General features: G+C 65.6%; 14 protein-coding genes. 13 read left to right on the top strand and 1 reads right to left on the bottom strand.

The window, feature by feature from the left end; translation table 11 throughout:
- The first annotated feature begins 155 nt into the window (after nt 1-155).
- From GDN70_RS26445 to GDN70_RS26500, 10 genes are all read left to right on the top strand, one after another.
- A complete protein-coding gene (locus GDN70_RS26445) occupies nt 156-584 on the top strand; it encodes a CBS domain-containing protein (protein WP_028143029.1) in 429 nt (142 codons plus the stop codon).
- A 98-nt stretch (nt 585-682) separates the two neighbouring features.
- Nucleotides 683-1,702: a 2-dehydropantoate 2-reductase gene (locus GDN70_RS26450; protein ID WP_152103249.1), complete on the top strand. Its 1,020-nt coding sequence runs from the start codon at nt 683-685 to the stop codon at nt 1,700-1,702.
- A complete protein-coding gene (locus GDN70_RS26455; protein ID WP_244625828.1) occupies nt 1,702-2,487 on the top strand; it encodes a fumarylacetoacetate hydrolase family protein in 786 nt (261 codons plus the stop codon). Before GDN70_RS26450 ends, GDN70_RS26455 begins: the two co-directional genes overlap by 1 nt.
- Nucleotides 2,488-3,124: 637 nt before the next feature.
- Nucleotides 3,125-4,531, top strand: coding sequence for a hypothetical protein (locus GDN70_RS26465; protein ID WP_173015870.1), 1,407 nt, complete (start codon nt 3,125-3,127; stop codon nt 4,529-4,531).
- A 180-nt stretch (nt 4,532-4,711) separates the two neighbouring features.
- Nucleotides 4,712-4,909, top strand: a complete 198-nt coding sequence (locus GDN70_RS26470) for a hypothetical protein (RefSeq protein WP_018315845.1) — start codon at nt 4,712-4,714, stop codon at nt 4,907-4,909.
- Nucleotides 4,910-4,966: 57 nt separating this feature from the next.
- Nucleotides 4,967-5,617, top strand: a complete 651-nt coding sequence (locus GDN70_RS26475) for a hypothetical protein (RefSeq protein ID WP_152103253.1) — start codon at nt 4,967-4,969, stop codon at nt 5,615-5,617.
- Nucleotides 5,618-6,640: 1,023 nt separating this feature from the next.
- Nucleotides 6,641-7,636, top strand: a complete 996-nt coding sequence (locus tag GDN70_RS26485) for a nitronate monooxygenase family protein (protein WP_028143024.1) — start codon at nt 6,641-6,643, stop codon at nt 7,634-7,636.
- A 25-nt stretch (nt 7,637-7,661) separates the two neighbouring features.
- A complete protein-coding gene (locus GDN70_RS26490) occupies nt 7,662-8,630 on the top strand; it encodes a zinc-binding dehydrogenase (RefSeq protein WP_028143023.1) in 969 nt (322 codons plus the stop codon).
- 203 nt (nt 8,631-8,833) lie between these two features.
- Entirely contained in the window at nt 8,834-10,207 is a 1,374-nt protein-coding gene (locus GDN70_RS26495) for a cation-efflux pump (RefSeq protein ID WP_028143022.1), read from the top strand.
- A 226-nt stretch (nt 10,208-10,433) separates the two neighbouring features.
- A complete protein-coding gene (locus GDN70_RS26500) occupies nt 10,434-12,764 on the top strand; it encodes a PAS domain-containing sensor histidine kinase (RefSeq protein ID WP_028143021.1) in 2,331 nt (776 codons plus the stop codon).
- A gap of 3 nt (nt 12,765-12,767) precedes the next feature.
- Here GDN70_RS26500 and GDN70_RS26505 read toward each other — a convergent pair whose 3' ends face one another.
- Nucleotides 12,768-13,661, bottom strand: a complete 894-nt coding sequence (locus GDN70_RS26505) for a LysR family transcriptional regulator (protein ID WP_028143020.1) — start codon at nt 13,659-13,661, stop codon at nt 12,768-12,770.
- A 224-nt stretch (nt 13,662-13,885) separates the two neighbouring features.
- On the opposite strand from GDN70_RS26505, the gene GDN70_RS26510 reads away from it, so the two are divergent.
- The 3 genes from GDN70_RS26510 to fdhF are packed head-to-tail and all read left to right on the top strand — an operon-like array spanning nt 13,886 to nt 18,796.
- Nucleotides 13,886-14,362, top strand: a complete 477-nt coding sequence (locus GDN70_RS26510; RefSeq protein WP_028143019.1) for a formate dehydrogenase subunit gamma — start codon at nt 13,886-13,888, stop codon at nt 14,360-14,362.
- Nucleotides 14,359-15,912, top strand: a complete 1,554-nt coding sequence (locus GDN70_RS26515) for an NADH-quinone oxidoreductase subunit NuoF (protein ID WP_152103254.1) — start codon at nt 14,359-14,361, stop codon at nt 15,910-15,912. Before GDN70_RS26510 ends, GDN70_RS26515 begins: the two co-directional genes overlap by 4 nt.
- A 10-nt stretch (nt 15,913-15,922) precedes the next feature.
- Complete coding sequence (gene fdhF, locus GDN70_RS26520) at nt 15,923-18,796, top strand: formate dehydrogenase subunit alpha (protein ID WP_152103255.1); 2,874 nt, start codon at nt 15,923-15,925, stop codon at nt 18,794-18,796.
- The last annotated feature ends 1 nt before the right edge of the window (nt 18,797 follow it).

Here is an 18,797-nt window from a genome sequence, read left to right on the forward strand (position 1 = left end):
GATCAACAAGGGGCGCAGCGATGCGCCCCTTTCTTTTCGCACCAAGCAAACGTCAGCATTCCTGTCGCAACATTTTTCGGATCGCCCAAACCAGCGCTTGACGATTGGCATTATGTATACCACACTTCCTGCAACATTCACCCAGGGAGGTTGCAATGCTGGTCGGAGACATTCTGCGCAAGAAGACGCCGCGCGTTGTCACGGTGCGAATGAACGAGACGGTGGGTATCGCCGCCAAGCTGATGCGCGCCAACAACATCAGCGCTCTCGTGGTCAAGGACGTGGTCCGCTCCGAGGGCAACACCGCCGTCGGCATGTTCACCGAGCGTGACGTGGTGCGCGCCGTCGCCGAGCACGGCGCGAATGCCGTCAACGTCAAGGTCTCGCAGCTCGTCTCGGTGCAGCAGCTGGTGTCCTGCACCTCCAGCGATACGATCGAGCAGGTCCGGCATCTGATGAACCGGCATCACATCCGCCATTTGCCCGTCATCGACGATTACAGCCTCGTCTCCGTCATCAGCATGCGCGACATCGCAGCTGCCATGGACGAGGCCATCAACGGCACGCCGCAAGCGGCCGCCTGAAGCGACGCACACTTCCCCTGTGACTACCGGCCGGCTCGGACACGTTCGAGCCGGACCGGATCTTTCGTCCCAAAATTCCGGTCTCCCGCGAGGTTTTCATGAAGATCTGCATCTACGGCGCCGGCGCAATCGGCGGATATCTCGGGGTTCAGCTTGCGCGCGCAGGCGCCGATGTCAGCCTCATCGCGCGCGGCGCGCACCTTGCCGCAATGCGCGAGCGCGGCCTGACGCTGCTCGCGGGCGAGGAGACGCACATCGTGCATCCGCGCTGCACCGACGATCCCGCCGAGCTCGGCGTGCAGGACTACATCATCATCACGCTGAAGGCGCACTCGATCACCGGTGTGATCGAGAAGATGCAGCCGCTGCTCGGCCCTCACACCCGCATCGTCACCGCCGTCAACGGCATCCCCTATTGGTACTTCTACAAGCACGGCGGCCAATACGAGAATTCGACGCTGGAGAGCATCGACCCCGGCGGGCGGCAGTGGCGCGAAATCGGCGCCGAGCGCGCCATCGGCTGCATCGTCTATCCCGCCACCGAGATCGAGGCGCCCGGCGTGATCCGCCACGTCTACGGCAACAACTTCCCGCTCGGCGAGCCCTCCGGCGAGATCACGAGCGACGTGCAGCGCCTTGCCGATCTGTTCGTCGCGGCCGGCCTGAAGGCGCCGGTGCTCGACCGCATCCGCGACGAGATCTGGCTCAAGCTGTGGGGCAATGTCTGCTTCAACCCGATCAGCGCCCTCACCCATGCAACGCTCGACGTGATCTGCACCGATCCGTCCACGCGTGCGCTGTCGCGCGCGATCATGGTGGAGACGCAAGGCATCGCCGAGACCTTTGGCGTCAAATTCCGCGTCGATGTCGAGCGCCGCATCGAGGGCGCCCGCAAGGTCGGCGCGCACAAGACCTCGATGCTGCAGGATCTCGAGCGCGGCCGCCCGATGGAGATCGACCCGCTCGTCACCGTGGTGCAGGAGATGGGCCGCATCACCGGCATCGCGACGCCCGCGCTCGATTCGGTGCTGGCGATGGTGACCCAGCGCGCCCGCATCGCCGGGCTCTATGACGGCGTCTCGACACCTTCAGATCCCCGCGCACTGGCGGTGGCCTGATGGCGGGCGAGATGAAGCAGTGGCTGCGCTTCCGGAACAATGGCGCGACCGGTTTCGGCACGCTGACGCCACCGGGCATCAGCGTGCACGAGGGCGAAATGTTCGGCCGCCATGCGGCCACCGGCAAGATTCTGGCGCTGTCGGAGGTCGAGCTGCTGGCGCCTTGCGCGCCCAGCAAGATCGTCGCGCTCTGGAATAATTTCCACGCGCTCGCGGCCAAGCTCAACCAGCCCGAGCCGCCGGAGCCGCTTTATCTGCTGAAGGCCACCACCACCATCACGACGCCCGGCGCCGTGATCCGCCGTCCCTCTTATTACGATGGCAAGACCACCTATGAAGGCGAGCTCGGCATCGTCATCGGCAAGACCTGCGCGCGCGTCTCCCCCAGCGAAGCCAACAGCTGCATCTTTGGCTATACCTGCGTCAACGACATCACCGCCAACGACATCCTGACCAGCGACCCCACCTTCCCGCAATGGGCCCGCGCCAAGGGCATCGACGATTACGGCCCGTTCGGCCCGGTCATCGCAACCGGCCTCGATCCGGCCAAGCTGACCGTCCGCACCATTCTCAACGGCGCGGAGCGGCAGAACTACCCGATCTCCGACATGATCTTCTCGGCGCAGGAGCTGGTCAGCAGGATCTCCCACGACATGACCCTGCTCCCCGGCGACCTCATCGCCGTCGGCACCTCCGTCGGCGTCGGCGTGATGAAGGAGCCCGTGAACACGGTCACCGTCGCGATCGACGGCATCGGCGAGCTCACCAACGAGTTTCGGCTGTAGCTGCAAACACCATCCCGAGCCCGGATGAGCGAAGCGATATCCGGGACGGCTCTTCGCTGTGGTCCCGCATGTCGCTGCGCTCATGCGGGCGACTGACTTATTCTCGCTGCAGCGCGGCAAAATTGATCCGGCGCAAATCGCACCGGCACGGCCGCCTTATCCTTCCCGGCAATCAATTTCTGACGCCAGGGAGGACGCCATGACGAATGCAAGTAATGCACTTTTGTGGACGGCTCTGTACTTTGCTCTCGCGTTCGGTGCGATCTTCGCGGTCTGGTTCGCCGACAGGATGCGCTCGAACTTCCTCGGGAAATAGCGCACGGCGCCGCAGTCCGGATGAGCCAAGCGACATCGGGGACGACTCTTCGCATGGTCCCGCATGTCGCTCCGCTCGCGCGGGCTTCTAACGCTGCTCGATCCGCCATGGCCGGCCTTGTCCCGGCAAGCCGGGCATGACGCGTGTGCGGAACGTCTGTCCGGGAAAACCCGGCACCTTCCGCGCCGCCCCACCCATCGGCCAACGCAACCAGCCGTGGATCACGGCGCCCGAAACAGCCCAAAAGCCTGCCCGCCCCTTGCGCTCGGTTCCGCTCTTGGCAATCATGGCGAAAATGTGCGCCGGCGTGTGGAATTCACGATGTGGCTGTTTTTCCTGATTGCCTGGTTCGGCCTGTTGGCCATCGTCGCGGTCGTCGCCCAGCAGGCGTTCGGTCACGACATCAGCCACCTGCCCTCCTGGTTCGAGGGCCTGCCGGTGCCGCAGCGCATCGCGACCGGAATATTCCCCGCCCTCGCGCTGACCCTGATCGGCGCTTCAGCCTGGCGGCTGTCGCGCCAGGACCGCAGCCTGAAGACGCTGCGTGACCGGCTGAAGAAAACCCGCGAGGACGTCGTCGTTGCCCACGCTCTGCAAAACCACTTGGATGCCACCGTCCAGCATTTGATCGAGAGCGACCCGAGGGAGGCGGTCTCTGCGCTGCACGACAAGCTGGGCGAGACCGAGCAGCGCGCGCTGCTCCAGCAGGGCCGCAACCAATCCACCGACATGCACGACCAGCTCGCCGAAATCCGCAGTCGCCAGCAGCACCTGCGCGACATGGTCGGCAAGGTCGCCGAGCAGCGCCGCGCGGTCGAGCCGGTCTTCACCGAGATCCGCGACCGCCAGAACCAGCTCGAACGCTCCCTGCACGATCTCGAGACCGACGACCGCAAGAACAACCTCGCCGATCGGCAGAGGGACATCGCGCGCGACGTGGCAGCGCTTCTAGGACGGGTGAACAGCGTCCAGGAGACATTTGCGACACTCAACCAGTACAAGGAAGATCTGGCGAAATCCCATGCCGAGCTGGTGCCGCTGCGTGCCTCGGACGCCGGCATCAACGCCCTGATCGGCGAGCTCAGCCTCGGCCACGAGCGCCTTGCCAAGACCATCGACGAGCTCGAGACCGGCGGCGAGACGCCGCTTGCCAGCCGCGTCGAGACGTTGTCGAAGAACAGGATCGAGATCGAGCAGCGCCTCGCCCGCATCGACGACAGCTTCAACATTCTCAAAAGCATCCGGCTCGACTTCGAGGAGCTCGGCCAGCGCCAGGCCCAGCTCGAACGCTCGCTCGCCGATGTCGAGACGGACGCCAACGGCAAGACCCTTGCCGACCGCCAGAACGCGCTGAACGATTTCGTCCTGCAGTCACGCCAGCGCCTCGGCGCCCTGCAGGAGACGCTGGCGACGCTGAACGCCTTCAAGACGGAGCTGTCGAAGTCGCAGGCCGACCTCGTCCCGTTGAAGGCCCCAGTGTTCGGCATCGAGGCCTTGATCGCGGAGGTCGGTGCCACCCGCGATCTCCTCGCCAGGACCGTCGGCGAGATCGAGACGAATGGCGACGTCACCCTCGCCTCGCGTGTCGATGCGCTGACCCAAAGCAAGCGCGAGGTCGAAGACCGCCTCGCCCGCATCTTCGACAATTTCAACGCGCTCGATGCCTTGCGCAAGGACATCGGCGGCATCTTCTCGACGATCAGGAACAGTTTGAACCGGATCGGGTGAGAAGCCTGATAGCAGCACTCCGAAACATCCAGACACATCACATCTGCGCGCGTCAGAGATATGCCGCCAACATGTCGCGGGGGTGCCGCAACTTGGTCGCATTCGGACGTCCATCTCTGAGGCGTGTCTGGGGGGCACGGCACTGCCGTGTTTGGACCAAACCTTCTAGGGGTATCAGCTGTGAAGAAGATTGTAATTGCTCTGGGTGCCACGCTTGCTCTGGTGACGGCTGCGAACGCTGCGGATCTGCCGCGCCGCCAGCCGGTACCTGTCTATCCGGCGGAGCAGGCGCCGATCGGCAAGATGCCGATTGGCAAGAGCCCGGTTGGAAAGGCCCCGATCGGCAAGGCGCCCGGCCCGGTCGCTGCGCGCTACTGACGCGCAACAGACCAAGCGCAAAACTGGCGTAAGCGGCCGACAGTCGAGGGGCACAGCGTGACGAACAAACCTGATCGATCGGGACCCTGCATCCTTGCGGGGTTCGCCCTCGCGGCCATGATCGCGTGTACGACGCCCTCGGCCTCGGCCCACGAAGCGAACAAGCGCGTTGCCGACGCCAACGCGCTTGCCACGACCGACTCCACATCGCGGCCTCAGCCGCAGTCGACGCGGCGCTCCGTCGCGCGCGCGGAGAAAGGTCCCTACTACGTCGACTTCCGTGCGCGAACCGCCGCGAGCTGGGGCCACGCCTTCGTCTGGTACGGCAAGACCAGCGAGAAGGCGGTCGAGGTCGCCGGGCTCACGCCGGCCGGCGACACGCTCGCCTACGTGCTCGGCCACGTCACCTTCGTGCCGTCGGAAACCGGTGCGAGCTACGGCGATCTCGATCCGGAATATCTGACCGCGAGCTATCGCGTCTACCTGAACGAAGCCGACGCCAAGCGCGTGTTCGCCTACATCAAGAAGAAGCAGGCGAACTCGCCGGTCTGGAACGCCGAGACCATGAACTGCACCGGCTTCATCGGCGACATCGCCGAGTACATGGGCCTGGAAGTTCCCAATCGCTGGCAACGCCCGGAAAACTTCGTCAACCGCCTCAAGGAAATAAACGGCGGCCGCCAGATGGTGCGGCTGTCGGCAGAGTAGCCCGGCAGCCTGCACCACACGACGCCGCCGTCATTGCGAGCGCAGCCCCTGCCCGTCGGGCAAAACACCCCGCCAAATCCTCCCTCTCGCCTGTCAAGCCCAGCCGCGTCAAATATTCCACTTTACCGAAATTCTGATTTGCCGTACAAGCAAGTCACCCTGGCCCGAGACAAGGGGCGGATCGCGATCGTCACGAACCGCGGACCGGGGTGCGATGGACGCGACGGCGTCGGGCGCGAGCAGCATTGCAGGGCGGGAAACCGTGAGCAAAGCGCTTTCCGCGCATACGACCCGGCGCCGACAGCGTCTTCGCATGGCTTCGGGCGTGAGCACACGCCAGCACTCGAAGTCCCAGCGAAGACGTGCGCGGACGGTCAAGTCGTGTGGTCCTGACGCCCGGGGTCTGTGCGTCAAGTCCTGCGGTGATGTGGCGGCCAACCGGCGCGCGCATCAATCACCCGCAAGGCGACGGGGGCAATAGTGCATCGCTCCCCGAGGAGAGCACGAAGTACGCCGTAAGCCATCGCGCAGGGAAGGCCGGGCGTTCGGCTCACCTGTGGTCCACCCCGTGTGCATCTTCGTAGCGCACGGACTTACGGGTGCCAGCCGGCGCCCGGCCTTCCCTGCGCCCTTGTCTTTCATGAGGGCAACGCGACGACGCAAAACTCGGGCGGAGATGCCGCGAGAGGGCGAAGGTGTGTCTAGTGTTTGAAGAACCGGATCGAGGTTATCCGTGCCCAGGACGCAGCGCAGCGTCCCTTCGACGGTGCGCTGCAGAGCCGGGGCCCATCTTTCAGAGCCCTCGCTGAGCATGGGTCCCGCTCTGCGCCGCAACGTGAAGGACGTTGCAGCACATCCGGGACACGAGCCCCAGGATTATCCGCGCCACGGAATCCTCCCTCTCCCTGCATGCTCGCCCCGCCCCCACCGCACGCCCCGCTGATAGACTTTTACCACCCCCGGCGGCATCCTTCCGCCATCACCGACAACAGAGCCTGCGGGCCATCCAGGGGGAAACACAGCATGTTGCAGACACGGTTCACGAAACTCGTCGGCGTCGAGCACCCGATCGTCCAGGGCGGCATGCAATGGGTCGGCCGCGCCGAGCTGGTCGCCGCCGTTGCCAATGCCGGCGCGCTCGGCTTCATCACGGCGCTGACCCAGCCGACGCCGGAGGACCTGACCAAGGAGATCGCGCGCTGCCGCGACCTCACCGACAAGCCGTTCGGCGTCAACCTCACCATCCTGCCCGCGATCAAGCCGCCGCCTTATGCCGAATACCGCGCGGCCATCATCGAGAGCGGCATCAAGGTGGTCGAGACCGCCGGCAACAAGCCCCAGGAGCATGTCGATGAGTTCAGGAAGCACGGCGTCAAGGTCGTGCACAAATGCACCAGCGTCCGCCACGCGCTCTCGGCCGAACGCATGGGCGTCGACGCCATCTCGATCGACGGCTTCGAATGCGCCGGCCATCCCGGCGAGGACGACACGCCCGGCCTGATCCTGATCCCCGCCGCCGCCAACAAGATCAAGATCCCGATGATCGCCTCGGGCGGCTTTGCCGATGCCCGGGGCCTCGTCGCAGCGCTGGCGCTGGGCGCCGACGGCATCAACATGGGCACGCGCTTCATGGCGACCAGGGAGAGCCCGATCCACCAGCTCATCAAGGAGAAGATCGTCGCCAATGACGAGCGCGAGACCGAGCTGATCTTCCGCACCATGCGCAACACCTCGCGCGTCGCCAGGAACGAGATCTCGACCAAGGTCGTCGCGATGGAAAAGGAAGGCGCCAAGTTCGAGGACATCCGCGAGCTGGTCGCGGGTGCCCGCGGCAAGATGGTCTATGCGACCGGGAACTCCGACGAAGGCATCTGGTCGGCCGGCCAGGTGCAGGGCCTGATCCAGGACATCCCGACCTGCGCCGAACTCATCTCCCGCATCGTGCGCGAAGCGGAAGCGATCATCCGCAGCCGGCTCGAAGGCATGATCGTTCAGCCGCAACGCGAAGCCGCCGAATAATCACCGCAAGAAGCGAGAGCAATCCATGAAGGCTTACGTCTACGGCCCTGAGGGCGCTAGGATTTCCGACGTCGCTCAACCAAAACCGAAGGGCACGCAGGTGCTGGTGCGCGTCCGCGCCTGCGGGCTCAACCGCGCCGACACCGGCATGCGCAAGGGGCACGCCCACGGCGCGGCCGGCGGCGCCGGCACCGTGCTCGGCATGGAATGGGCCGGCGAGGTCGCCGAGCTCGGACCGGATGCCCAGGGCGTGAAGATCGGCGACCGCATCATGGGCTCGGGCGGCGCTGCGTTTGCCGAGTACACCCTCGCCGATCACGGCCGGCTGTTCCGCGCGCCCTCGAACATGAACTTCGAGGAAGCCGCCACCCTCCCCGTCGCGCTCGCGACCATGCACAACGCCGTCGTCACCGTCGGCGGCGTGCAGGCGGGCCAGAGCGTGCTGATCCAGGGCGCCAGCTCTGGTGTCGGCCTGATGGCGATGCAGATTGCAAAACTCAAGGGCGCAAAGCTCGTGATCGGCTCCTCGACCGATGCCACGCGCCGCGGCCGGCTGAAGGAGTACGGCGCCGACCTCGCCGTCGACAGCTCCGATCCGAAATGGGTCGAGGAGGTCCTGAAGGCGACGAACGGTGAAGGCGTCGACCTCATCGTCGACCAGGTCTCGGGCAAGGTGGCGAGCCAGAACCTCGCCGCGACCAAGGTGAAGGGCCGCATCGTCAATGTCGGCCGGCTCGGCGGCACCCATGCCGATTTCAACTTCGACCTGCATGCCGCGCGCCGCATCGACTATGTCGGCGTCACCTTCCGCACCCGCACCATCGAAGAGGTCCGCGAGATCTTCGAGGAGGTCAGGAAGGACATCTGGGGCGCGGTGGAATCGCGAAAACTGCAGCTGCCGATCGACAAGGTGTTCGCGTTCGACGACATCGACAAGGCGTTCGACCACATGGAGGCGAACAAGCACCTGGGGAAGATCGTGGTGACGGTGTGAGGGATACCGCGGTCCCGTAGGGTGGGCAAAGCGAAGCGTGCCCACGATCTGTATCCATCACTGACGAATGGTGGGCACGGCGCTTTGCGCCTTTGCCCACCCTACGAGACTAGGCACGACGCGGATTGCTCCTGCAAATCACTAGCGACTACTCCTGTGGATCATCACTTGATGTCCCGCGCTAGGCTGCTAAATCCCCCGCCATGACCTCCCAGCACAGCAAAACCTCGGTCGCCGCGATCTCCATCTTCGCCAGCGGCGGCATGGCGGCGGCCAAGTTCGCGGTCGGCATCGCGATCGGCTCGCTCGCGCTGATCTCCGAGGCCCTGCACTCCTCGATCGACCTGGTCGCGACCATCATCACCTGGGCTGTGGTGCGGGTGTCCGACAAGCCGGCCGACGAGGAGCACCATTACGGCCACGGCAAGCTGGAGAGCGTCTCGGCGCTCGGTGTGACCGCCCTGCTCTACGTGCTTGCCGGCGGCATCCTGGTCGAGGCCTACAGCCGGCTGCGCGAGGGAACCCCGCCGCCGACCATTTCGGCCGTGCCGTTCGTCGTGCTGGTGATCGACATCGTCGTCAATCTCTGGCGCGCCCGCGCCCTGCACCGCGCCGCGCGCGAGACCAGGAGCCAGGCGCTCGCCGCCGACGCGCTGCATTTCGCCTCCGACGTGATGGGCTCGTTCGCCGTGATCATCGGCCTGATCCTCGCCGCCCTCGGCTTCTGGTGGGGCGACGCGGCCGCTGCCGCCGCGGTTGCCGTGATGATCGCCCTGCTCGGCCTGCGCATGGCCGGCTCGACCGTGCAGACGCTGGTCGACCGCGCCCCGCAGGGTGCGCAGGAGAAGGCCACGGCCGCGATCCGCAGCGTCCCGGGCGTGATCGACGTCGAGCGGCTGCGCGTGCGCATGGTCGGCGCGACCACGTTCATCGACACCATCGCCAAGGTGCCGCGGACCTATCCGATCGACCGCGTCGAGGAGATCAAGCGCAGCGCGCAGGCCGCCGTGGACAAGGCATTCGGCGATGCCGACCTCACCTTCACCGCCGTCCCCGTCGCCCGCGACAACGAGACCGTGCGCGACCGCATCATGGTGATCGCGCACAATTCGGGCCTCGCCGTCCACCACGTCACGGTGCACGATCTCGGCGGCAAGCTGATCGTCAGCATCGACCTCGAGGTCGACGCCGCCATGCAGTTAGAGGCAGCCCATGACGTCGCCAACACGCTGGAGCGCAACATCCAGGAGGAGTTCGGCGCCGACGTCGAGGTCGACGTCCATATCGAGCCGCTGGAGCCGGAACTGCCGTTCGGGGTCGATGCCGCGCCGGAACGCGTCCAGGCCATCGCCGCCGCGCTGACTGAATACGCCGCCGGCAGCGAGATCCACGACATCCATAATGTGCGCGTCCGCAACACCGACGCCGGCGAGATCGTCAATTTCCACTGCCGCGCCGCGCCGTCGATGAGCGTGATCAAGGTGCACGAGCACGTCGACGCCATCGAGCGCGCGCTGCGGCGCGCGTTCCCGAGCGTGAAGCGCGTGATCAGCCACGCCGAACCGCCGCGTGCGTGACTGGGAGCGCGCTAGGAGTCGCACGTTCTCGTTTCGGACTCCTCGCGCCCGTGCGTTTGCGGACGCGCGCTACGCAAACTGCGCATTGGATAAGAATAATTACGCGTTAACGATTCATTGACTCTCGACACCCCGCGAAAACTGGATTCAAATCGCTGTGATTCGGAAGCGATGTGGGGCTGCCTCCGAACTTCAGTTGCAAGCAGGTTTTTAGGGGGCCAAAGGCATGTCGCGTGCAGACGCCGCGAACGCGTGCGTCCAATCCGATTCGATCAAGGGATTGGCGCAATCGATCGCGAAACCTGCCTATCATCGGCTCTTGATTGCAGAGCCGGCGCTTCGTCGCGCCGTGCCGACGCTCATCATCGCGTTCCTGATCACGATCTGCCTCGGCGCGTTCGTGCAGGTCGTCGATCAGACGCGTCAGAAGCGGCTGGTGATCCGGCACGACATCTCGGCGCTGGCCGACCTGCTCGCCGAACGCATCGACCGCCTCACCTCGGCGCGACAGGAGCGGCTCAAGAACATCGAGAGCCTGCCGGCGCTGTTGCCGGATATGATCCCGTCCTGGGGCACGGCCTCGGGCCGCCACGTCATCGTCACCTCGGCCGGCGTCGATCGCCGTCTCCTCGCCCGCGTCCCGGTCGACAGTGACCCTTCCGGCAACGACCGCCTGCTCGATGCCATCACGACCGCACAATTGCTCGCGGCGCCGACGCGCGACGGCAACGTCTCCGACATGACGCTGCCGAGCGGCAACGCCGCGATGGCGACCTCGCGGCAGATCAAGTCGCTGCCCGGCTTCATCACCGTGATCCAGGAGCGCAACGAGCCGATCTGGGGCTCCGATGCCGCGCTCTCGGTGACGCTGTCGGCGACGACCGGATTCGTCGTCCTGATCCTGGGCTTCGCCTTCCACTGGCAGTCCACCCGCGCCCGCGAAGGCGACCTCATCAACGACGCCGTGCGCGGCCGGATCGACACCGCCCTCAACCGCGGCCGTTGCGGGCTGTGGGACTGGGACCTGTCGCGCGGCCGGATATTCTGGTCGCAATCGATGTTCTCGATGCTGGGCCTCGACGGCCGCAACGAGCTCCTCACCTTCGGCGAGGTCAACGCGCTGGTGAAATCCGACGACATCGACCTGTTCGCGATCGCCGACCAGCTCATCTCCGAGAAGATCGACCACATCGACCAGACCTTCCGCATGCAGCATGTCGACGGCCACTGGATCTGGCTCCGCGTCCGCTGCGAGAAGACGCGCGGGGCGACCGATTCCAGCGTGCACCTGATCGGGATCGCCGTCGACATCACCGAGCAGAAGAGCCTCGCCGAGAGGACGGTGGAAGCCGACCTCCGCCTGCGCGACGCGATCGAGACAATTCCGGAGGCCTTCGTGCTGTGGGACGCGAGCGACCGCCTCGTGCTCTGCAACTCGCACTTCCAGCGCCTGCACAAGCTGCCCGACACCGCCGTGATCCCCGGCACCTCCTACGAGACCGTGCTCGAAGTCGGCCGCATGCCGGAGGTGCGCACCCGCCACAACGAGACCGCCGCCCAAGGCCCCGGCGCGCGCACCTTCGAGGCGCAGCTCGACGACGGCAGCTGGCTGCACATCAGCGAGCGCCGCACCAAGGACGGCGGCTACGTCTCGGTCGGCACCGACATCACCCGCATCAAGGAGCACGAGCAGAAGCTGGTCGACAACGATCTGCGCCTGCGCGCCACCGTCATCGACCTGAAGCGCTCCCAGGCGGCGCTGGAGCGCCAGGCGGTCGAGCTTGCCGACCTCGCCGAGAAGTACCAGCGCGAGAAGACCCGCGCCGAGGAAGCCAACCAGACCAAGTCGAAATTCCTCGCCAATATGAGCCATGAGCTGCGCACGCCGCTGAATGCCATCATCGGCTTCTCCGAGATCATGGGCTCCGGCATGTTCGGCGAGCTCGGCAGCGAAAAGTACCAGGAATATTGCCAGGACATCCTGACCAGCGGCCACTATCTGCTCGAGGTCATCAACGACATCCTCGACATGTCCAAGATCGAGGCAGGCCGCATGAAGCTCGACATGGAGGAGCTCGACCTGGCGCAGACGCTGGCGGAATCCTTGCGGGTCGTCACCGGCCGGGCCCAGGACAAGCACCTGACGCTCGACGCCGACATCGCAAAATCCATCTCCGTCGTCGCCGACCGCCGCGCCACCAAGCAGATCATCGTCAACCTGCTGTCCAACGCGGTGAAGTTCACGCCGGACGGCGGACGCATCGTGGTGCGCAGCCGGCAGCTCGACGACCGGATCGTGCTGATGATCGCCGACACCGGCATCGGTATCGCGCCGCATTCGCTGGCGCGGCTCGGCCGCCCGTTCGAGCAGGTGGAGAGCCAGCTCACCAAGACCTATCACGGCTCGGGCCTCGGCCTCGCGATCGCCCGCTCGCTGGCGCAGCTCCATGGCGGCTCGATGCGGCTGCGCTCCAAGCTCGAGGTCGGCACCGTCGTGCGCGTGACCTTGCCACGCGACGCGATCAAGGCGGCGTCCGGGATATCGGCGGCAGCGTGATCCCTACAGCTGCAGCGACGGCGCGACTTCCCTCGCGACATTGACCAGCGCCGCGATCAGCGGCGTCATCGGATCGCGCTGCGGGATCACCATGCCGATGCTGTAATTGACGTCGGGATCGGTGATCGGGATCGAGCGCACCGTGTCGGACAGGCCGAGCGTCTCGGCGAGCTTGGCCGGCATCACGCTCGCCCAGCGTCCCGTCTTCACATGCGTGAACAGCACCAGCAGCGAATTCGAGGTCAGCGTCGGCGTCGCCTCCGCGCCGACGGAGCGTAAGGCGCGATCGATGATGCGGCGGTTCTGCATGTCCGGCGTCAGCAGGCACAGCGGAACCTGCCCGACCTCGGTCCATGTCACCGTCTCGCGGTCACCGAACATGCCGTCCGGCGCAGTCAGAAGACGGTAGCTCTCATTGTAGAGCGGAATGGTGCGCACCTTGCCGATTGGCTCGTTCTCGATATAGGTCAGCCCCGCATCGACCTCGAGATTTTCGAGCAGCCCCAGCACCTCGGACGAGGTGGTGGACTGGATACGGAAGCGCACCTCGGGATGCCGGGCGCGAAACGGCGTCGTCAGCGCTGCGACCATGCCGAGCACGGTCGGGATCGCGGCGATGCGGATCTCGCCGGAGAGCTGATGCTTCAGCCCGTTGATCTCGTCGCGCATCGCGCGGGCATCGCCGACGATCCGCCGCGCCCAGTCCAGCGCCCGCTCACCTTCGGGAGTGAACCCCTGGAAACGGGACCCGCGCTGCACCAGCATCACGCCGAGGATCTCCTCGAGCTGCTTGAGCCCGGTCGACATAGTCGGTTGCGTCACGCCGCAGACCTCCGCCGCGCGGCCGAAATGCCGCTCCTTCGCCAGCGCCAGCAATAGTTCAAGCTTGTCGATCAACCGGTCGTCCCCTCGGATTCCATCGTGGCATGCAAGCTAGCACGCCGGGCCTGCAGCAACACGCAAAAACCGGCAGCCGATACAACTTTCATTACCAATTCGCATCGGTCGATTGCGGTTGCAAATCGATCCGAATTCGCAATCGCAGCACGGGACAGCTTTATTGATCTGCGAATGATTCCAACTAGTTTGCACCGAGGAAACGCTCAGGTTGAGAACGAAGAATGACAGCGGTTTTTGAGCCTTGGAACGAGACGCGCGGCGCCGAGATCATCGCCGAACACGCCAACCGGGAGGGCGCGACGCTGGTCATCCTGCACGCGCTGCAAGAGGCGTTCGGCTACGTGCCGGAGGCGGCCATTCCCATGGTGGCGCAAGCGCTCAACCTGTCGCGCGCCGAGGTCCACGGCGTATTCACGTTCTATCATGATTTCCGCCACAAGCCGGCCGGCCGCCACGTGCTGAAGCTCTGCCGCGCGGAAGCCTGCCAGGCCGCGGGCGGCGATGCATTGGCGGCGCGCGCAGAAGCAAAGCTCGGCGTGTCACTCGGCAATACCACGGCCGACGATCGCGTCACGCTGGAGCCGATCTACTGCCTCGGCCTGTGTGCGACCGCACCGTCCGCCATGCTCGACGGCCGCCTCATCGGCAGGCTCGATCAGAAGCGCCTCGATGCGTTGATTGTGGAGGCACAGCGATGAGCTTGCGTCTGTTCGTCTCACGCGACGCCGGCGCGATTGCCGTCGGTGCCGACGAAGTTGCTCTGGCGCTGGAGCAGGCTGCAGCCAGGCGCGGCGTGGCGATCGAGATCGTCAGGACCGGCTCGCGCGGTATGTACTGGCTGGAGCCGCTGGTCGAGGTAGCGACGCAAGGCCGCATCGCGTTCGGCCCGGTCACTGAAGCCGATGTGCCGTCCCTGCTCGACGCGCTCGCGAGCAACACGCCGCATCTGTTGCGGCTGGGTGCGACCGAAGAGCTCCCCTGGCTGAAGCGTCAGACCCGCCTCACCTTCGCCCGCTGCGGCGTGATCGATCCGCGCTCGCTCGACGACTACCGCGCCCATGGTGGCTACAAGGGGCTGGAGCGGGCACTGTCGCTCGGCACGGATGCGATCCTCAACGAAGTCACGGCGTCGGGCTTGCGCGGCCGCGGCGGGGCCGGCTTTCCGAGCGGCATCAAATGGAAGACGGTCACGCAGGCCAAGGCCGACCGCAAGTTCATCGTCTGCAACGCCGACGAGGGCGACAGCGGCACCTTCGCCGACCGCATGATCATGGAAGGTGATCCCTTCCTGGTGATCGAGGGCATGACCATCGCCGGCATCACCGTCGGCGCGACAAAGGGCTACATCTACATCCGCAGCGAATATCCGCATGCGGTGGAAGCGATGAACGCTGCGATCCGGACTGCCAAGCGAGGCGGTTATCTCGGCGACAAGATCGGCGGATCCATCCACAGCTTCGACCTCGAAGTGCGGGTCGGCGCTGGCGCCTATGTCTGCGGCGAGGAAACTTCGCTGCTGGAGAGCCTCGAAGGCCGCCGCGGCATCGTGCGTGCAAAACCTCCGCTGCCGGCGCATCACGGCCTGTTCGGCAAGCCGACCGTCATCAACAACGTGTTGTCGTTCGCGGCCGTCCCCTTCATCCTCGCCGAAGGCGCCAAGGCCTACGCGGATTACGGCATGGGCCGTTCGCGCGGCACGATGCCGATCCAGCTTGCCGGCAACATCCGCCAGGGCGGGCTGTTCGAGACCGCCTTCGGCGTGACGCTCGGCGAGCTCGTCGACGACATCGGCGGCGGCACGTTCACGGGCCGGCCGGTCCGCGCCGTGCAGGTCGGCGGTCCGCTCGGCGCCTATTTCCCTCGTGCCCTGTTCGACACGCCATTCGACTACGAGGCCTTCGCCGCGCGCGATGGCCTGATCGGCCATGGCGGTATCGTCGTGTTCGACGACAGCGTCGACATGCGCAAGCAAGCGCGCTTCGCGATGGAGTTCTGCGCCGTCGAATCCTGCGGCAAGTGCACGCCGTGCCGGATCGGCTCGACCCGCGGCGTCGAGACCATCGAGAAGATCATCAACGGCGAGCGCGTCAACGAAAACCTCGCGCTGGTCGAAGACCTCTGCAACACCATGAAATTCGGCTCGCTCTGCGCGCTCGGCGGCTTCACGCCCTACCCCGTGCTCAGCGCATTGAAGCACTTCCGGGAAGATTTCGCACCCGCACCGACCACGCTCCAAGCCGCGGAATAGGAGAACGACAATGTCTCTGATCGAAGAAATCGACTTCGGCACGCCGGCTTCCAAATCGGAAACGATGGTGACGCTGACCATCGACGGCAATGAGGTCACGGTGCCCGAGGGCACCTCGATCATGCGGGCCGCGATGGACGCGGGTCACCAGATCCCAAAACTCTGCGCGACCGACATGGTTGACGCCTACGGCTCCTGCCGTCTCTGTCTCGTCGAGATCGAGGGCCGCGCCGGAACGCCTGCCTCCTGCACCACGCCGGTGATGCCCGGCCTCGTCGTGCACACCCAGAGCGAGCGGCTGAAGAAGCTGCGCAAGGGTGTGATGGAGCTCTACATCTCCGACCATCCGCTCGACTGCCTCACCTGCGGCGCCAACGGCGATTGCGAGTTGCAGGACATGGCGGGCGCGGTCGGCCTGCGCGACGTGCGCTACGGCTATGACGGCGAGAACCACGTCTTCGCCAAATCGCGCGGCTGCTCCAACGACAATTGGATGCCCAAGGACGAGTCCAACCCCTATTTCACCTACGATCCCTCCAAGTGCATCGTCTGCTCGCGCTGCGTCCGCGCCTGCGAGGAGGTGCAAGGCACCTTCGCGCTGACTATCTCCGGCCGCGGCTTCGACAGCCGCGTCTCGCCGGGCATGAGCGAGAGCTTCCTCGGCTCCGAATGCGTCTCCTGCGGCGCCTGCGTGCAGGCCTGCCCGACCGCAACGCTGACCGAAAAGTCGGTGATCGAGATCGGCCAGCCCGAGCACTCCGTCGTCACCACCTGCGCCTATTGCGGCGTCGGCTGCACCTTCAAGGCCGAGATGCGCGGCGAGGAAGTCGTGCGCATGGTGCCCTACAAGGACGGCAAGGCCAATCGCGGCCATTCCTGCGTCAAGGGCCGCTTCGCCTGGGGCTACACCAACCACGGCGAACGCATCCTCCATCCGATGATCCGCGAACGGATCGAGGATCCCTGGCGCGAAGTGTCCTGGGACGAGGCGTTCTCGTTCGCGGCCGCCAAGATGCGCGGCATCCAGAAGACATACGGCCGCGATGCCATCGGCGGCATCACCTCGTCCCGCTGCACCAACGAAGAGACCTATCTGGTGCAGAAGCTGATCCGCGCCGGCTTCGGCAACAACAATGTCGACACCTGCGCCCGCGTCTGCCACTCGCCGACCGGCTACGGCCTCGCCACCACCTTCGGCACCTCCGCCGGCACGCAGGATTTCGACTCGGTCGAGGACACCGACGTCGTCCTCGTGATCGGTGCCAATCCGGCCTCCGCTCATCCCGTGTTCGCGTCCCGCCTGAAGAAGCGGTTGCGCCAGGGTGCCAAGCTGATCGTGATCGATCCGCGCCGCACCGAGATGGTGGAATCGCCGCATGTGAAGGCGCTGCACCTGCCCCTGATGCCGGGCACCAACGTCGCGGTCATGACCGCGCTGGCGCATGTCATCGTCACCGAAGGCCTCGTCAACGAAGCCTTCGTGCGCGAACGTTGCGACTGGAGCGAGTTCGAGGAGTGGGCGGCGTTCGTCGCGCAGCCCAAGAACAGCCCGGAAGCCACCGCGATCCTTACCGGCGTCAACCCGAAGGATCTGCGCGAAGCCGCGCGCACCTACGCCACCGGCGGCAACGGAGCGATCTATTACGGCCTCGGCGTCACCGAGCACAGCCAGGGCTCGACCACCGTGATCGCGATCGCGAACCTTGCGATGGTCACTGGCAATATCGGCCGTCCCGGCGTCGGCGTGAACCCGCTGCGCGGCCAGAACAACGTGCAGGGCTCCTGCGACATGGGCTCGTTCCCGCACGAACTGCCCGGCTACCGCCACATCTCCGGTGACGCGGTGCGCGACCAGTTCGAGGCGCTGTGGAACGTCAAGCTCAACCCCGAGCCGGGCCTGCGCATTCCCAACATGTTCGATGCCGCGGTCGAAGGCACGTTCATGGGGATCTATGTGCAGGGCGAGGACATCCTCCAGTCCGATCCCAACACCAAGCACGTTGTGGCTGCACTGTCCGCGATGGAATGCGTCATCGTCCACGACCTCTTCCTCAACGAGACCGCGAACTACGCCCACGTCTTCCTGCCCGGCTCGAGCTTCCTCGAGAAGGACGGCACCTTCACCAACGCCGAGCGCCGCATCCAGCGCGTGCGCAAGGTGATGACGCCGAAGAACGGCATGGCCGACTGGGAGGTCACCATCGGCCTTGCCAAGGCGATGGGCTTCGAGATGAACTACAGCCACCCATCCGAGATCATGGACGAGATCGCGGCGCTGACGCCGACCTTCGCTGGCGTCTCCTACGCCAAGCTCGACGAGCTTGGTTCGGTGCAGTGGCCTTGCAACGAGAAGGCGCCGGAGGGTACGCCGGTGATGCATATCGACGGCTTCGTTCGCGGCAAGGGCAAGTTCGTCGTCACCGAATATGTGGCCACCGACGAGCGTACCGGCCCGCGCTATCCGCTGCTGCTCACCACGGGCCGCATCCTCAGCCAGTACAATGTCGGCGCGCAGACGCGGCGCACCGAGAACGTGGTCTGGCACGCCGAGGATCGTCTCGAGATCCATCCGCACGATGCCGAACAGCGCGGCGTGCGCGACGGCGACTGGGTGCGGCTGAAGAGCCGCGCCGGCGAGACCACGCTGCGTGCGGAGATCACCGATCGCGTGGCGCCCGGCGTCGTCTACACCACCTTCCATCACCCGGACACCCAGGCCAACGTCATCACGACCGACTATTCCGACTGGGCCACCAACTGCCCTGAATACAAGGTCACGGCGGTCGAGGTCTCGCCCTCGAACGGCCCGTCCGACTGGCAGAAGGCCTATGACGCGCAGGCGCGGCAGTCCCGCCGCATCGCGCCAGCCGAGGCAGCGGAGTAAC

Source organism: Bradyrhizobium sp. TM102, from assembly GCF_009176685.1.
In the GTDB taxonomy this organism is placed as follows: domain Bacteria; phylum Pseudomonadota; class Alphaproteobacteria; order Rhizobiales; family Xanthobacteraceae; genus Bradyrhizobium; species Bradyrhizobium ottawaense.

Bases quoted from the DNA above. Each gene is read 5' to 3' on its own strand.
- GDN70_RS26445 (WP_028143029.1), top strand. From the start codon at position 156: ATGCTGGTCGGAGACATTCTGCGCAAGAAGACGCCGCGCGTTGTCACG.
- fdhF (WP_152103255.1), top strand. From the start codon at position 15,923: ATGTCTCTGATCGAAGAAATCGACTTCGGCACGCCGGCTTCCAAATCG.
- GDN70_RS26455 (WP_244625828.1), top strand. From the start codon at position 1,702: ATGGCGGGCGAGATGAAGCAGTGGCTGCGCTTCCGGAACAATGGCGCG.
- GDN70_RS26490 (WP_028143023.1), top strand. From the start codon at position 7,662: ATGAAGGCTTACGTCTACGGCCCTGAGGGCGCTAGGATTTCCGACGTC.
- GDN70_RS26485 (WP_028143024.1), top strand. From the start codon at position 6,641: ATGTTGCAGACACGGTTCACGAAACTCGTCGGCGTCGAGCACCCGATC.
- GDN70_RS26500 (WP_028143021.1), top strand. From the start codon at position 10,434: ATGTCGCGTGCAGACGCCGCGAACGCGTGCGTCCAATCCGATTCGATC.
- GDN70_RS26495 (WP_028143022.1), top strand. From the start codon at position 8,834: ATGACCTCCCAGCACAGCAAAACCTCGGTCGCCGCGATCTCCATCTTC.
- GDN70_RS26515 (WP_152103254.1), top strand. From the start codon at position 14,359: ATGAGCTTGCGTCTGTTCGTCTCACGCGACGCCGGCGCGATTGCCGTC.
- GDN70_RS26450 (WP_152103249.1), top strand. From the start codon at position 683: ATGAAGATCTGCATCTACGGCGCCGGCGCAATCGGCGGATATCTCGGG.
- GDN70_RS26465 (WP_173015870.1), top strand. From the start codon at position 3,125: ATGTGGCTGTTTTTCCTGATTGCCTGGTTCGGCCTGTTGGCCATCGTC.
- GDN70_RS26510 (WP_028143019.1), top strand. From the start codon at position 13,886: ATGACAGCGGTTTTTGAGCCTTGGAACGAGACGCGCGGCGCCGAGATC.